10 protein-coding genes are annotated in these 15,539 nt (G+C 76.1%); 4 read left to right on the top strand and 6 right to left on the bottom strand.

Annotated elements, in window-relative coordinates; genetic code table 11:
• Together AC067J_RS35120 and AC067J_RS35115 are read right to left on the bottom strand one after the other, a co-directional pair.
• Entirely contained in the window at positions 1 to 438 is a 438-nt protein-coding gene (locus AC067J_RS35120) for a hypothetical protein (protein ID WP_478306242.1), read from the bottom strand.
• Between the two features lie 189 nt (positions 439 to 627).
• The gene (locus tag AC067J_RS35115; RefSeq protein ID WP_478306240.1) at positions 628 to 5,013 is read right to left on the bottom strand and encodes a CHAT domain-containing protein; all 4,386 of its coding nucleotides are present in this window, start codon (positions 5,011 to 5,013) and stop codon (positions 628 to 630) included.
• Positions 5,014 to 5,268: 255 nt separating this feature from the next.
• Between AC067J_RS35115 and AC067J_RS35110 the strand changes: the two genes are divergently transcribed.
• Positions 5,269 to 5,958 (top strand): nucleotidyltransferase domain-containing protein, encoded by a 690-nt coding sequence (locus AC067J_RS35110; protein WP_478306238.1) that lies wholly within the window; start codon positions 5,269 to 5,271, stop codon positions 5,956 to 5,958.
• 54 nt (positions 5,959 to 6,012) lie between these two features.
• On the opposite strand, the gene AC067J_RS35105 is transcribed toward AC067J_RS35110, so the two are convergent.
• Positions 6,013 to 6,483, bottom strand: coding sequence for an NUDIX hydrolase (locus AC067J_RS35105; RefSeq protein WP_478306237.1), 471 nt, complete (start codon positions 6,481 to 6,483; stop codon positions 6,013 to 6,015).
• A 375-nt stretch (positions 6,484 to 6,858) separates the two neighbouring features.
• Positions 6,859 to 7,362, bottom strand: coding sequence for a MarR family winged helix-turn-helix transcriptional regulator (locus AC067J_RS35100; protein WP_478306235.1), 504 nt, complete (start codon positions 7,360 to 7,362; stop codon positions 6,859 to 6,861).
• A gap of 96 nt (positions 7,363 to 7,458) precedes the next feature.
• Between AC067J_RS35100 and AC067J_RS35095 the strand changes: the two genes are divergently transcribed.
• Both AC067J_RS35095 and AC067J_RS35090 read left to right on the top strand, forming a co-directional pair.
• Positions 7,459 to 8,625, top strand: a complete 1,167-nt coding sequence (locus AC067J_RS35095; protein ID WP_478306233.1) for a flavin-dependent oxidoreductase — start codon at positions 7,459 to 7,461, stop codon at positions 8,623 to 8,625.
• A complete protein-coding gene (locus AC067J_RS35090) occupies positions 8,622 to 9,071 on the top strand; it encodes a DUF3237 domain-containing protein (protein WP_478306231.1) in 450 nt (149 codons plus the stop codon). Before AC067J_RS35095 ends, AC067J_RS35090 begins: the two co-directional genes overlap by 4 nt.
• Positions 9,072 to 9,086: 15 nt before the next feature.
• On the opposite strand, the gene AC067J_RS35085 is transcribed toward AC067J_RS35090, so the two are convergent.
• Positions 9,087 to 10,106 (bottom strand): helix-turn-helix transcriptional regulator, encoded by a 1,020-nt coding sequence (locus AC067J_RS35085; RefSeq protein ID WP_478306229.1) that lies wholly within the window; start codon positions 10,104 to 10,106, stop codon positions 9,087 to 9,089.
• Between the two features lie 160 nt (positions 10,107 to 10,266).
• On the opposite strand from AC067J_RS35085, the gene AC067J_RS35080 reads away from it, so the two are divergent.
• Positions 10,267 to 11,925, top strand: a complete 1,659-nt coding sequence (locus AC067J_RS35080; protein ID WP_478306227.1) for an MFS transporter — start codon at positions 10,267 to 10,269, stop codon at positions 11,923 to 11,925.
• 61 nt (positions 11,926 to 11,986) lie between these two features.
• On the opposite strand, the gene AC067J_RS35075 is transcribed toward AC067J_RS35080, so the two are convergent.
• Positions 11,987 to 15,265 (bottom strand): protein kinase domain-containing protein, encoded by a 3,279-nt coding sequence (locus tag AC067J_RS35075; protein WP_478306225.1) that lies wholly within the window; start codon positions 15,263 to 15,265, stop codon positions 11,987 to 11,989.
• Positions 15,266 to 15,539 lie beyond the last annotated feature (274 nt).

Below are 15,539 nucleotides of genomic sequence, written 5' to 3'. Positions count from 1 at the left end.
CTAGGGAGCGCCCGAGGGAGCGTCAATGGTCTGGACCAGCTGAACCGGTGGGACTGCTGTGACTGGTGGGACAGCCAGGGCGAACGCATCCGATCCGGGCACGAAGGGCGGAAAGCCACCCGAAACGCCGAGCGGCCCGGCCCCCTCCGCGACCTCCGAGACGGGGATCGGGCCGTCGGCGGAGCTCCGACCGGGCCGCCGGGACCGGGTCGGCTCTGCCGGGGATCGGGGCGGACCTGCCGGGCAGCCGGCGCGGCGCTCGGCGAAGTCCACCGCCGCGCGCTGCTCGGCGAGTTCCTCCCGCCGCTGCCGCTCGGCCGCCTCCCGCTCCTCCCGGCGGGCCGCGTCGCCCCGGCGCTGCGTCAGGAGCGCCGAGGCGAGGGTGCCGGCCACCCCCACCACGGCGACCAGCAGGGCGGTGAGGCTCGATGCGTCCACGGTGCTCGGGTGTCCCTCGGTCGGGTGCCGGACGGCAGGGTCGGCGGGCGGGCGGCCGCCCCGCAGGCACGGCGGGCGGCGGGTGGTGCGGACGGGCGGGCGGTACGGGCGGACGGCGGGCGGACGGTGGACGGGCGGACAGCGGGCAGACCTGCGACTCGCGGGCGAGGCGCCGTACGTCCGCGTCCGTCACCTGCCCTGGTAGACCAGCGCCGCCCACACGTCGAGGGCGTCCACGTCGCGGCCGGCCAGCGCGGCGAGCTCCGGCGGGGCCCCGGGCGGCAGCCGGCGGTCCGGGTCGAGCGCCCACAGCTGGGTGCGGCGCAGCGCCTCGGCGGGCGGGTCCCCTTCGGCGAGGCGGCCGTGGAACACGTACATGAGCACGCACACCATCTGGTCGACCACCTCCCAGCGGGAGCCGACCACCCCGGTGGCCCCGGCCGCGACGAACGCCGTCGAGAGGGTGAGCGCCTCGTCGAGGTCGCCGCCGGTGTGGTCGCTGACGCAGGCGTCCAGCACCACCAGTCCGCCCGGCGAGCCCGGTGGGCGGCCCTGGGCCTGCCGCAGGATGTCGGCGACGGGCAGCCGGCCGCTCCGCGCCGGGTCGTGCCCGTAGGGGCCCGCAGGGGCGAAGCCCCCGGGCCCGAAACCCGCGGGACCCGAACGGTCCGCGCCGTCCGCGCCGTCCGCGCCGTACGGGCTGTCCGCGCCGTACGGATACCCCGGAAACCCCGGACGCCCCGGATACCCCGGACCCCCCTGACTCCCCGGGCCTCCCGGCCGGTCCGGTTCGGGCGCCAGCGCGAGGTAGGCGTCCAGCGGGGAGCTGCCCGACGGCAGTGCGTGGCAGGCGAGGTGCAGGACGGACGCCCCGGCCCGTCCGGGCGCGGGCAGCGCGGACAGCACCTCACGCGGTGTCCCGGCCCCCTCGGCGTCCTCGACGTAGCCGAGCAGGGTGCCGTGCGCGTAGTAGTCGGCGTGCAGGTACTCGGCCTCGACCTCGGCGAACATCAGCTCGCGGGTCGGGTCGCCGACGATCACCGGCCGTTCGCCGAGCGGCAGCCGGGGCCGCCCCACCACCTCGCAGAACTGGCGCGCCGACGCCGCGTACGACAGCACCGCCCGCTCCAGGGCCCGGACCGGGCGGCCGCCGCCGCGCAGACCGCTGCTCAGCAGTGCGGCGTGCCAGGGCACCCCGCTCAACTCGCCGAACGGCACCAGCACCAGCCGGGGCAGCCTCCCGTCACCGGCGCCTCCCCCCGCCGCCCGCAGCGCCGGGTGGCGGAGCACCGGCCGGAGCACGGTGGTGCCCGCCCAGTCGCAGAGTTCGGACAGGGTGGACTGCCAGCGGCGCCGGGCGGCGACCCGCTCCGGGTGGCCGGGCGGGTGGACCTCCAGGGTGGCCTGCCGCTCCTGGTGCGCCCGCCGGTAGGCGGTCAGCGGGCCGCCCTGGCCGAGCCTGTAGGAGCTGACCAGGCTGAGCGGCACCAGGTCGACGTCCCCGGAGCCCGCCGCGGTGACCAGCAGCGCCTGGCCGCTGCTTCCCTCGCCGGGCGGCAGCAGGTAGACCAGGGCGTCGGCCCCGGCGGTGCGCAGGCTCCGGGCGATCTCCTCGACCGTCGGCGGCGCCATGAGCAGGGTGCCGGCCGGGGAGCCGGCGAGCGCGGCGAGCGCGCGGCGGCGCAGGTCGTCCGGCATCGGGACGGCGGCGCCGCCGGGCAGCGAGTCGAGGAGCGTGCCGGGCACGCCGAGCAGGGCGTCGAACGGGCTGCCGGAGGAGCCGCCGTCGGGGTCGCCGCCCGCCAGCCAGGCGGCGGCGAGGTCCTCGTGACCGGCGGCCCGCAGCAGGTCGGGGACGTCGGTGGTGGCGGTCGAGGCGTGCAGCACCAGACCCCGGCCGAGCTCCAGCACCTCCACGGCTGCCCGCAGGTGGGACTTCCCGGCGTCCGCACCGGCCGGATCCCCCGGGTCTTCCCACTCCCCCGCCGCCGCCCCGTGGTCGGCCAGGCACCAGTGGGCGACCGTCAGGGCCACTCTGGCGGCGCCCTTGGCCACCATGAGCGCCGGCCCGGCGGCGGCCTGGAGCAGCGCGGCCGCGGCGGTCTCGCGCAGCCCTTCGAGGCCGAACTCGCGGCCCAGCCGCTGGTCCTCCGGGCCGAGCCGCTGCCGGTGGATGCGGGCGATCAGGCCGGTCGCCTCGGCGAGCAGCTGGGTGGGCGTCCCGCGCCGCAGCTGCTCGCGGGCGGCCCCGGCGGCGGCCAGCGCGGCGTCGGCGTCGGCCGGGCGCCGGGCGTGGAGGTACCGCGCCGTCAGCAGCAGTGCCCGGAGCAGTCGTCCGCGCGCCCCTTCCAGGCTCTCCGGGGCGGCGACGGCGTCCAGGTGATCGAGGTACGTCAGGGCGCCGTCGGCGCGGTGCTCGGAGAAGACCGGGTCGACGGCGAGCATCCCGAGCGCCGACGCCGCCCGCATGGTCAGCACCGCCTTGTGCAGGTGCCCGTCCGGCGTGCCCTCCGCGGCCTCCACCATCAGCCAGGCCGCCTCGACGCTCCGCTCCCGGGCCGTGTGGAACGTGGCCACGAAGGTGGCCGCGCCGAGGTCGCCGCGCGCGAGCTGGTACAGCGGGTCGTCCTCCGGGACCGCCGCGACCAGCGGTTCCAGCTCGGCCACGATCCGGCCCATCGCCGCGACGTCCCCGACGGTCAGCGCGCCGTGGAACTCCAGCATCAGCCTGGTGCGTTGGAGGGCCGGCAGGTTGCGCGCCACCAGCCGCTCCACCCCGGCGTGCGCGGAGCGGGTCACGAAGGCCAGCACCTCGGCGTGGTAGCGGCGGGAGGCCTCCAGGTCCTGGTAGTCCCCGCCGAGCAGGAAGCGCTGGTAGAGGCTGACCGAGAGGTTCTCCAGGTAGACGGCCCGGTTGGCGTCGTCCGGCGCGGCCCGGCGGAACGCGGCGCGCTCGTGCCGGATCGCGGCGTCCAGGTCGGCCATCTCGTTGGTGAGGGCGAAGCGCCGGCTCATCGCCGCCCCCAGCGAACCGTGCAGGTGCTCCTCCGACCACTCGCTGCCGGACGGCTTCGCCCGCGACTCGTCCAGCAGGCCGATCACCCGGTCCACCGCGGCCCGGTCGGTGGAGAACTCGCCCTGGACGATGGAGGCGTGGGCCAGCTGCTGGAGGATGTCGCTGCGCAGGATGCCGTGGTCCTCCTCCTGCATGGAGTCCGCGGCCACGGTGAGGTGGTGGACGGCTTCCTCGGTCCGGTACGCCTCCGCGTCGTGCTCGCGCAGCGCGCTGACCACGGTGCCGAGCACGGCGTGCGAGGCCGGCCGCACCGGGTCGTCCCCGGTCATGCCCGCCAGGCCCTCGCGCAGCACCTCCACCGACTCCCGCGCCTCCGCGGTGACCTTGTGGCGCTCCAGCCGGGCGAGACCGGCGAGGGTGCCGCCGAGCAGCCAGCGCACGGTGCCGCCCACCGGGTGGTCCGGCGGGAGGAGGCGGCGCAGGTCGCGCAGCCGGGCGAGCCGGTGGACGGCGTCCTCCGGCCGGATCGTGCCGTCGCAGCGCTCCCAGTAGCGGTCGATCAGGCTGAGCGAGGCGCGCAGCCGGCAGGGGTCGTCCGGCTCGGTGGTCGCGGCGATCAGCTCCAGGTGCATGACGGCGCGGTCGGCGCGCTGCTCCTGTTCGGGCGAGGCGGCGCGGCGCTCGTCGCCGACCAGCAGGGTGGCGAGGCGTTCGCGGACGGCCAGTTCGAGGGGCTCCGCCAGTTCGGCGGGGCCGGGCTCGGCCTCCGGGGCCGGGCGGAAGGGCGTGCCGTCGGGGTCCGTCCACGGCGGCGGGCGCAGCCGGTCGAGGACGCCTTCCAGGACGGCGGACGCGGCGGTGAGGTCGGCGGGGTCGAGGTCGCGGTCGTGCCGGTCGGCGAGGGCGCAGCCGAGGACGGCCAGGACGCCCGGGTCCTGGTCGTCGTAGTCGTCCCCGTCCTCCCCGGCCTCCCCAGCCGAACTGGCCTCCCCGTCCTCCCCGGCGGACGTGTCCTCCCCCGCGAGCCCCTGCCAGGGGCCGGGCGGGACCGGTACGGGGCAGGCGAGCCGCAGCGCCTCGACCGCCCGGTCGAGGTCGTCCGGGCGGGCGGAATCGTCCGGCGGCGCGTCCGCCGGTTCGCCGGCCAGCGTGTCCTCGTGGCGTGCGTGCAGCAACAGCCCCAGCCGGGCGGCGGCTTCCGCCCGCTCGCCGTCCGCCGGGTCGAGCAGCGCCATGGCGAGGGTCAACAGGTCGACTGCGGTGGCCCGTTCGGCCAGGACGGCGCGCCGGATCACCTCGTCCTCCGCGAACTCCGGCTGCGCCACGGCCCGCCAGTACCGGAGCGAGAGGACGAGCCCGAGCAGGTACCGCACCTCCGCCGACGCCTCCGGTGGTGCCGCGGGTCCGGCCTCCTCCAGCAGCCCGCGCGCGGAGGTGAAGGTGGTCAGCGCGCTGGAGAGGAGGAGGGTCTCACGCCGCGGATCGGCCGCGGCGTCGTACGAATCCAGCAGCCCCCGCCCCCGTGCGACCAACGCAGCAGCCTCGTCGAGCACCGTCACCGGACCACACCCTCCCCGTCGCCCACCCCTCCACGGCAGACAACCGCACCACCCGTTCCAGGTCAACAGCCTGACGGTTCGACACAAGGGACGGAGCCCGGCCGGCGGGGCACCCGGGCGCCGCCGAACTCGCCCGCTGCACAGGAAGCTGCGCGGGAAGTCGGACCCGCCGACTTCCCGCGCAGCCGCAATCGCCCCACCTCCTGGGCGAGTCCGGCGGGCCGGCCCGGCACCGGGCCCCGGTAGTCTGGCCGGATGACTCCAGGACTTCCTCCGGGCGGCTTCGCGATCACCGAGGCCGAGGCCGAGGCCAGATGGGCGGGCTCCTGGACGCCCGCCGAGGTGGCAGCCCGGCTGGCCGGCGTCGCGGCCCCCTGGTGCGTGGCCGGGGGCTGGGCCGTCGACCTGTTCCGGGGCGGGCGGACCCGCGAGCACGGCGACCTCGAAATCGCCGTCCCGGCCGACCGGTTCCCCGAGATCCGGGCCCGCTTCCCCGAGTTCGCCTTCGACGTCGTGGCCTCCGGCCACGTCTGGGAGCTCACGCCGGAGGTCGCGGACGTGTCCCACCAGACCTGGCTGCGCGATCCGTCGACGGGGAACTACCTGGTGGACGTGTTCCGCGAGCCGCACGACGGCCCGACCTGGATCTGCCGGCGCGACCCGTCGATCCGCCTGCCCTACACCGCCGTCATCCGCCGGACCCCGGACGGGATCCCCTACCTCGCGCCGGAGCTGGCCCTGCTGTTCAAGGCCAAGGCGGCCCGCCCCAAGGACCGGTGGGACTTCACCGGCGCGCTTCCCCTGATGGACGCAGCCTCCCGGCAGACCCTGGCCACGCTCCTCGCCCGGGTGCATCCGGGGCACAGCTGGCTGGCGGACCTCCGTCCGGACGCCGGGTGGGACGCCGGGCCGGACACGCCGCCGCACGACGGCCGCCCGTCCTGAGCGGAACCGCCAACCCGCCGTCGGCGGGGCCGGTTTCGTGCGCCGCCGTACGGGTCAGCGGATGGCGGGGCCGGAGCCGGAGAGCCAGTCGGCGAGGCGCTTGCGGATGCCGGGGAGCATGGGGAGGCCCTCGGTCTCCGCGGGGGTGAACCAGGCGACCTCGTGGGACTCGGAGGAGGTGCGGAGCGTCCCCCCGAGGGGGCGGGCCAGGAAGCAGATCGAGAACTCCTGGCGGACCTCGCCGTCGTCGTAGGCCATCACGTGGCCCGGGTCGGTGTAGGTGCCGACGATTCCCGTGACGGCGACGCGGATGCCGGTCTCCTCCAGGGTCTCCCGGACGGCGCAGTCGGCGATGGACTCGCCGAGTTCCATGGTGCCGCCGGGCAGGGCCCACATGCCGTTGTCGGTCCGGCGCTGGAGGAGCACGCGCCCGGTGGCCTCGTCGACCACGACGGCCGAGGCCGCGGGGACGAGGCTGTCGGGCTTCGGGGCGGAGGGGTCGTCCTGGTAGTCACGCCTGGCCATGCGGCGATCCTCCCAGACCTCGCGGGCGTCGGGGAGAGTTCCCCGTCTCCCGTCCGATCGACCGTCCCCGCGCCCGTCCCTGTCGCATCCTGAACACCGTCCTGGGCGTCGGCGCACCCGCCGGCCGGGTCGGCCGGGGCGGCGTCGTACCGCTGAAGGTGCCCCTGCGTGGCCGGGGTCCCGGCGGCCACCGTACTTCTCGGCCTGACCCCACGCGGTCCCGCGGTCCCCGCGGGTTCCGCCGCGCGCCTGCCGCGCCGTCCGGACGTCCGGACATCCGGACGGCGCGGCAGCGTCGTCTCCGGACATCCGGACATCCGGACATCCGGGCCCCCGGACCACCCGGACCGCCCGGGGCCGACGCGGCGGGGTCGGTCAGTCGGCGTCCTCGGGACGTGCGGCGAGGACCCGGGTGAGCAGGTCCGTGAGGGTGGCCCGCTGCTCGGCGTCGAGGGGGGCGAACCACTGCTGCTCGCGGCGGCTCTGCTCGGCGAAGGCCTCCAGCACGGCGGCCTCGCCCTTCGCGGTCAGGGCGACGGCGATCGCGCGCCGGTCGTCGGGGAGCGGCCGGCGTTCGACCAGGCCGTCCCGTTCGAGGGTGTTGACGGCGTTGGTGACCGCCGAGCGGGACATCGCCGAGATCTCGGCGAGCCGGGCGGGCTGGGTGGGACCGAGCAGCCAGAGCTTGAACATCAGCCGGAAGCCGGGGAGCGTCCAGCCCCGCGGGCGGTGGATGTGGCTCTCCAGGTCGGCGACGACCAGGTAGGACAGGTGCAGCAGGTGGTAGGCGAGCCCGAAGGCCTCCGGGTCGGCCGGCGGCGGCATCCCGGCGAGCCGGTCGCGGGCGTAGGCGGCGTATCTGAGATCTGGTCGGTCCACGGAATCCACGGAACAGAGTCTTGCGCATGGCGGCCCGGTGCGGGATTGTTACGGCCACAACAGTTATGGCCATAACAATCATGGAGGGAAGGTTCCGTGCGGATCACCATCGCAGGAGCCGGAATCGGCGGGCTCACCACGGCACTCAGCCTGCACGCGGCCGGATTCGACGACGTCGTCGTCCACGAAGCGGCCCGGGAGATCCGCCCGCTCGGCGTCGGCATCAACCTCCTCCCGCACGCCGTGCGGGAGCTGACCGAACTCGGCCTCGCCGACCGGCTGGCCGCGATCGGCGTCGCCACCGCCGAACTGGCCTACTTCAACCGGTACGGGCAGCCGATCTGGTCGGAACCGCGCGGACTCGACGCCGGCTACCGGTGGCCGCAGTACTCCGTCCACCGGGGCAGGCTGCAGATGCTGCTGCTCGACGCCGTCCGCGAACGCCTCGGCCCGCACACCGTCCGCACCGGCAGCCGGATCCCGGGCCTGCGCCACGACTCCGACCTGCTCGTCGGCGCCGACGGCATCCACTCGGCCGTCAGGGCCGCGCTCTTCCCCGACGAAGGGGCACCGCCGTGGAACGGGCTCGTGCTGTGGCGGGGCACCACCCGCGGCGCGCCGTTCCTGACCGGCCGGTCCATGATCATGGCCGGGGACGGCACGCAGAAGTTCGTCGCCTACCCGATCGGGGACGGACCGCTGGTCAACTGGATCGCCGAACGGCCGCTGGACGGCGAGCCACCCGAGCGGGGGAACTGGAACCGGCCCGCCGAACCGGCCGCGATCGCCGCACACTTCGCCGACTGGACGTTCGACTGGCTGGACGTACCGGCCCTCGTCGCGGGAGCCGAAGCGGCCTTCGAGTACCCGATGGTGGACCGCGAGCCCCTCCCCCACTGGAGCCGGGACGACGTCGTCCTCCTCGGCGACGCCGCGCACGCCATGTACCCGGTCGGCTCCAACGGCGCCTCCCAGGCGATCGTCGACGCCCGCGTCCTCGCCCACTCGCTCGCCACCACCGGCTCCGTCGCCGCGTACGAGGAGATCCGCCGACCCGCCACCACGGCGCTCCAGCTCGCCAACCGGAGACAGGGGCCCGAAGTCGTCATGCGCCTCGCCCACGAGCGGGCACCCGACGGCTTCGACGACATCGAGCGGATCGTCCCGCTCGCCGAGCGCACGGAGATCGCCGCCTCGTACAAGCGCACCGCGGGCTTCGCCCCGGCCCTGCTCAACGAGCGCGCCTCGTGGAGCGTGCGGTGAAACTGGAGGGCCTCGCCGCCTTCGAGGTGAGACTGGCCCCGGCCCTCGACCTCGGCGACTCGCACTGGGGCCGCCGCCGGGTGATCGACGTCGTCGGCGGGACCTTCGAGGGACCACGGCTGTCCGGCGTGGTCCTGCCCGGCGGCGCGGACTGGCAGGTGCTGCACCCCGACGGCATGGCCAGCATCGACACCCGCTCCACGCTGCGCACCCACGACGGCGCACACCTCTACCTCTCCACCAGCGGTGTGCGGCACGGCCCGCCCGAGGTCCTCCGCAGGCTGGCCGCCGGGGAGGCGGTCGATCCCGCCGACTACTACTTCCGGCTCTTCTGCCGCTTCGAGACCGGGGACGAGCGCTACCGGTGGCTGAACCGCACCCTGGCCGTGGCCTCGGGCGCCCGCACCGCCGACGCCGTCCGCTACGAGGCGTACGTCCTCGGCTAGGGCGTGTCTTGTGGATCAGTCACCGGCTCGGACCGAACCGGCCGGCTCCGGCGCGGGCTCGTCGGGCAGGGACACCCCGGCGTCGAGCCGGCCGATCACCCGGCGGGCCGCTTCCGCGAGTTCGGGCGGGCCTTCGACGGTGAAACGGCAGTCGAAGGTGACGAGGAAGCCGATGAGCGCCGACCAGGACCACGCCCCCATCCGGATCCGGGTGATCCGCTCGTCGATCGCCTCGAAGCTCGCCGCGCCCGGAGCCCACTTCGCCACCAGCGTCGCGGGGCACTCCATCAGGACGGTGCCCCAGCACGGCCAGGCGTCCGCGGTGTCCCCACGGTCGGGCTGGCCCTGGACGAAGCGGGCGATGTCCGCCTCCGGCACTTCCCGAGGTCCGAACCGCCAGGTGGTGGACGCCAGTCGGGCGACGCGGTCGAGCCGGTAGGTGTGCCAGGAGTTCCTGCGCTGGTTGTACGCCACCAGGTACCAGCGCCCGGACCAGACGACGAGCCGGTGGGGTTCGGCCAGGACCTCGTCGTCCTCCACCGGGTCGCGGTCGATGGACCGGTAGGCGAACCGCACCAGCTCGCGCTGCTGCGCGGCGGCGCTCAGCCGCGCCAGCAGCGCGGGATCGATCCGGGGCGGGGCCAGCTCCCAGGCGTTCTCGATCCGCTCGACCGAGAAGGTCGCCAGCCGGCGGGCCAGGTGGGGAGGCAGGAGCTCCTTGATGGAGTTCAGCGCCCGCTTCGTGGCGTCCCCCATGCCGGTGACCGAGGCCGGAGCCGTCTGCAGGGCCAGCGCGATCGCGACGGCTTGCTCGTCGTCGACTATCAGCGGGGGCAGCCGCGCTCCGCGGGACAGCCGGTAGAAGCCGGAGGGGCCCTTGCGCGCCGTGACGGGATAGCCCAGTTCGCGCAGTCGGCTGATGTCGCGCCGGACCGTCCGCGGGGACACCCCCAGCCGCTCGGCCAGACCGTCGCCGGTCCACTCCTTCTGAGCCTGGAGCAGGCCGAGCAGCTCCAGCGTTCGGTTGGCGATCACGGGTTGCCCTCCGGAACGGTGTCGGTAGAGGTCAGGATACGTCCTCTTCTTCTGACAGGGTGCCGATGGCTCGGAGGCGGGACGCCTCCCCGACACCCCCGGTACCTCGCCCTCGGCGACCGAACCGGGTGCCCCCCATCGAACAGAACGGAGGAACGCTGTGTCCGAGAATTCGGCTCGGCCCTCACCCACCGACCGGGACGCCTGGTTGGGCCTGGTCGCCATTTCCCTCGGTGTCTCGCTGGTGGTCGTGGACTTCACCATCGTCAATGTGGTGATGCCGCCGATCATCGACGACCTGGAGGTCTCGGCCTTCGGCGCCCAGTGGATCCAGGAGTCCTACGCGATCGTCCTGGCCGCCCTGCTGCTGGTGATGGGCCGCTTCTCGGACGTCCTGGGAGCGCGCAGGCTGTTCGCGGTCGGCACCGTGATCTTCGGGCTGGCCAGCATCGCCGCGGCGGTGTCGCCCACCGGGGAGCTGCTGATCGCCGGCCGGTTCGCGCAGGGGGTCGGCGGCGCGATCATCATGCCGACGTCGCTGGCGCTGCTCAACCTGACCTTCCGGGGTCCGGACCGCGGCAAGGCGTTCGCCATCTGGGGATCGACGATCGGGGCGGCCGCCGCGGTCGGACCGCTGCTGGGCGGCCGGCTCGCCGACTACTCCTGGCGGTGGGCCTTCGGCATCAACATCGCTGTCGTCGCGCTGATCCTCGTCGGCGTCATGAAGTTCCTCCGGCCCTCCCCCCGCCGACCGGGACGGGTCGACGCCGTCGGCGCGGTGCTGTCGGTGCTGGGCCTCGGACTTCTCGCGTTCGCGCTGATCGAGGGACGCAACTACGGGTGGTGGGAACCGCGCAAGGGCTTCGGTCCCTTCGGGGACGGCACCGGATTGTCGGTCGTCCCGGTCGCCCTGGCCGTCGCGGTGGTGTGTCTCGCCCTCTTCCTGTTCCTCCAGGTGCGGCTCACCCGGGGCAACGGCACGGCGCCGCTGATGGACACCTCACTGTTCGGCATCAAGTCCTTCAGCACGGGCAACATCGCGACACTCGTCATCGCCCTGGCCGAGTTCGGCATGCTCGCCGTGCTGCCGCTGTGGCTCCAGTACACCCTGGACTACTCCCCGGTCCGGACCGGGCTGCTGGTCTTCGTCGTCGCGGTCGGCAGCTTCTTCGCGAGCGGCGCGAGCTTCGGCATGGTCGGGAGGGCCGGGCCGGTCGGCCTGGTCCGGATCGGCCTGGTCCTGGAGGCCGCCGGCCTGCTGATGTTCGGCCTGCTGGCCGACAGCGACTCCCGGTGGTGGGTCATCGCCATCGCCCTGTTCCTGTACGGCACGGGGGTCGGCTTCGCCACCGCCCAGGTCACCAACGTGGTCCTGGCGGACGTGCCGCCGCAGCAGGCCGGCCAGGGCTCCGGAATCCAGAGCGCCGCGCGCCAGCTCGGCTCCGCACTCGGTATCGCGCTCCTGACGTCGACGTTCTTCACGGCCCTGGCCTCCGACCTGTCGGACCGGCTCGTCGAGCAGGGAACGCCCGAGGCCGGCGCCGACCAGCTGTCCTCGGCGGTCTCCGACAGCGCCGGCGCGATGATCTCCGGGCTGGGCGACAACCCGCGGACGGCGTCCGCCGCCGACGCCGCCCGCGACGCCATGTCCCACGCGATCCAGCTCAACGGCTACACCTGTGCCGCGCTGCTCGCCCTCGGCATGCTGGCGACCTTCCTCATCCCCCGGCCCGGGCAGGGCGCCCGGCAGCGGGGAGAGGGCAACGCCGCCGACGCGGCACCGGCCGCCGAGATCGACGCCGACCGGACCCGCGCCTAGGTCCTCTCCTCCGGATCCTGACGGGTCGGCGGCCGGGCCCCCGGGCCCGGCCGCCGACCCGTCACGTCCGCACCCGGCGGGCCGTCCAGACGCCGAGGTAGCAGGCGAGCGGGAGGGCGACGAGCAGGGCGGCCCAGAAGGCGGCGTGGCCCCACAGGTCGGCGAACCAGCCGAACCAGCCGCCGAGCACCGGGATGCGCAGGGCCTCCAGGGGGCCGAGCGGGGGCGGCCAGGCTCCGAGGACCACGACGCCCACCGCCGATCCGGCCAGCAGGCGGGGCGCGGACCGCGGGACGGCCGTCGCGCTGAGGAAGGCGAGGAAGGCCAGCAGGAGGAGGAAGTCCGCCTGGTAGGCGGCGCCCGCCTGACCGGTGCCCCAGGACTCCCGGGTCGGATGGGGCAAGCTGACGGCGAGTCGGACCTCGACGGCCGCCCAGAGCAGCAGGGACAGGACGAGGGTGCCGCCGGCCCCGAAGACCAGCCGGTCGCGGAAGCCGTCGCGGCCGGTGCGCCAGCGGTCGGGCCCGCCCTCGCCACGGGCCCGGCGGCGGGCGGCCAGCCGCCGGCGGTCGCCGGTCGCCCGCTGTTCGGCCGCCACGGCGGGGGCGAGCAGCCAGCGGTTGGAGCGGTCGTTGAGGACCAGCGCCAGCACGACGGCGGCCGTCGCCGCGACACCCGCCCAGCTGCCGAGGCCGCCTTCGAACGTCAGCACCCGCTCGACCACCGCGGGCGGCGGTTTGAGCACCGTCATGGGCGGGCCGAGCCGCAGGTAGCCGATGGCGAAGGCGGCGGCGACGACCAGGAACAGCACCCGCCGGCCGATCCGGGCCGGGAAGGCGGCCACCGCGACGGCGGCGGCCAGGGCCGCGCCCAGCTGTCCGACGGTCTCCCGGGCCGCCTGCTCGCCCGCGGTCCGCAGCGGGCCGCCGAACGCGCCCTCGGGCAGGATGGCCCCGCCCACCCCGGCGTCGACGGCGATCCGCCAGACCGCGCCCGCCCAGAGCGTCAGGGCGAGGCCGATGAGCAGCAGCACGGCCGCCGCCGCGCGCCGGGGCAGTGCGCTCCGGGCGCCCCGCAACCACGCGCGCGCCGACGTCTTCCAGGCGCCCCGGTCGGCGCCGGTCCGCACGCCCTCGGCGCGGACGCTCCGCACGTGCAGCACCGCGGCCGCGGCCAGCACCGCCCGGCCCTCGGCCGTGGCCGGGGCGGCGGCCAGCGCGCGGCGGCGCAGCTCGGACCAGGTCCGCCGGAACCGGTCCCGCTCACCCCGCAGCACGGCCGAGCGGGCGGTGCCGGCCGCGTCGGCGACGACGGTGGCGGCCGTGTGGGCGGGCCCGGGCAGCCCGCGCAGCGGGCCCGGCAGCGAGGAGAGCCGCCGCACCACCGCGAGGCGCTGCTCGTCGGGCTGGACCGTCAGCAACAGGGCCCAGCGCCGGGCCGTCGTCCGCTCCTCGGCGCTGAGCCGTCCGTCACCGCCGCCGCCCCGGCCCCTGCCGCCGCCCCGGCCGCCGAGGGCCCTGGCCTCCCGCTCGACCGCGTCCAGCACGGCGGGCAGTTCGGTCAGCGCGAGGAGCCGGAGGCAGGACCGTTCCGGGCAGGCGGCGTGCCCGCAGCGGAACCGGGCGGCCAGGGCCGGCAGCCCGGCGGCGATCAGCTCGTCGACGAAGGCCGCGGCGTCGTCCTCACCGGCCAGCCGGGCCAGCCCGATCGCGTCCACCCTGCGGTCCCGGACGTGCGGGACCGCCTCCGGCGCGAACACCGCGCCTAGCGCCAGCACCGCGCGGGAGGCCGCACGCGACTTGTCCGCCGGGGTGCCGCGGTCGACGTCCTTCAGGTAGTGGAGGTCGAGCGCGGTGTCCTTGACCTCGTCGCGCAGCCAGTCGCGCAGCCGCCGCGCCCCGCCGCTGAGCAGCCAGGCCGCCGCGTCGCCCGACCCGGCGAGCATCCGCTCCGCCAGCGCCGCCGGGTCGTGGAAGTCGGCGCCCCGGAAGGCGATCGGGCGGTGCCCGGGCCCGGCCTCGGCCTTGGGCGCCTCCTGGGCGACCCGGTTGCGCACCACCTCCGGGCTGCCGCCGGCCAGCCAGTCGCGGACCTGCGGGGCGGTCCAGCGGTCGGCCGGCTCCTTGGTGAACAGCCCCTGGAGCAGCAGCCTCCGGCGCTCGTCGGCGACGGCGGCGAGGTCCACCTCGTCGTCCATCACCAGCCGGTACTGCAGGGCCTCGTCGCTGACCAGCCCGCCGTCCGCGCGCCGGTAGCGGGTCCCGCCGGTGAACACCTCGTACAGGATGGTGCCCAGCGCCCACCACGGGCCGGCCCGGTGGTTGTGGCCCGCGAGCTGCTCGGGCGCCATGTAGGCGACGGTGACCTGCATGTCGGCGGAGAACCGGCGGCTGGCGGTGAGCTTGGCGACGCCGCCGAAGTCCGCCACCACGAACTGGGGCGCCGTCGAACCGCCCCGGCCGCCCGGCCGGACCAGGATGTTGGCCGGCTTGAAGTCCACCGGGTTGCGGTCGACCGTGGTCTGCCAGAAGTCCAGCAGCGCGACCAGCTCGCGGACGATCCGCTCGGTCTCGCCGGGCCGGTCGAGCCGGCCCCGGCGGCGCAGGTCGGCGACGTGGTCGGCGAGGGTGACCGGCAGGTACTCCATCGCCATCCAGTCGCAGAGCGCGCCCGCGTGCTCGATCCGGCCGTGGCCGAGGATCTCGGGGACGTGGCGGCGGAAGGCGGCGTCGCCGAGGTGGGCGAGCAGTTCGGTGTCGGCCTGGACGCCGGGGTTGCCGACCTTGACGGCCGCGTCACCGCCGCCCCCGGCGCGGTGGACGTGCCAGACGGTGCCCTCGCTGCCGGAGCCGGCGGGGCAGACGGGCTCGTAGCGGTCGGTGAGGGCGGTGGGGAAGGCCCCGGCGGGGTCGGTGGACGGGGTGGCGGGCGGGGTGACGGGCGGGGTCGTGGAGGCGTTCGCGGTCCCGCCCGCCGACGAGCCGGCGCCGGAGCCCGCGCCCGCGGGCGGGGCCTGCGCCTTGCCGGGGCGCTGGACCCGGGTGGGTGCGCCGGGGGCGGGGGCGGGCGGGGCGGGCTCGGGAGCGGCGGGGGCGGCGGGGGCGGGCTTGCCCCGCTGGAGGCGGGTGCGCGGCCCGGGAACGGCGCCGCCGGCGGCCGGGGTGTCCCTGTTCCGACGGCCGGTGCCCCCGCCCGCTCCGGTACCGCCGTCGGTGCCCGCTCCGGCGCCGCTGCCGCCGCCACTGCCACCGGCGTTGCCTGCGGTGCGGTTCCCCCGCTGGACCCGGGTCCGGGGGCTCGCGGCCGGGCCCCCGCCCGTACCCCCCGCCGGGGTCTCCACCGGACCCCCCGCCGGACCCCCCGCCGTGGCCCCGCCCGTGCCGCGGGCCGGGGATCCGCCGGTGCCGGTCCGGCCGCCGTTCGCCGGCGGGCCCGTGCGCTGGAGCCGGGTGCGCGGGCTCGCGGCGGGCGTACCGTCCTCCCGGCCCGGCGCCCTCCCCTGCCCGCCGTCGCCCTGGGCCGAGCCCTGGGCCGGTCTCTGGTCAGGCGCCCGGTCAGGCGTCCGGTCCTGCCGCTTGCCCTGTCCCGGCTCCTGACCCGCTCCCTGGCCCCGG

This window comes from Kitasatospora sp. NPDC042419, from assembly GCF_056437345.1.
Note: the sequence above shows the minus strand (reverse complement) of the source record. Positions and strands in the feature narration are given on the sequence as shown.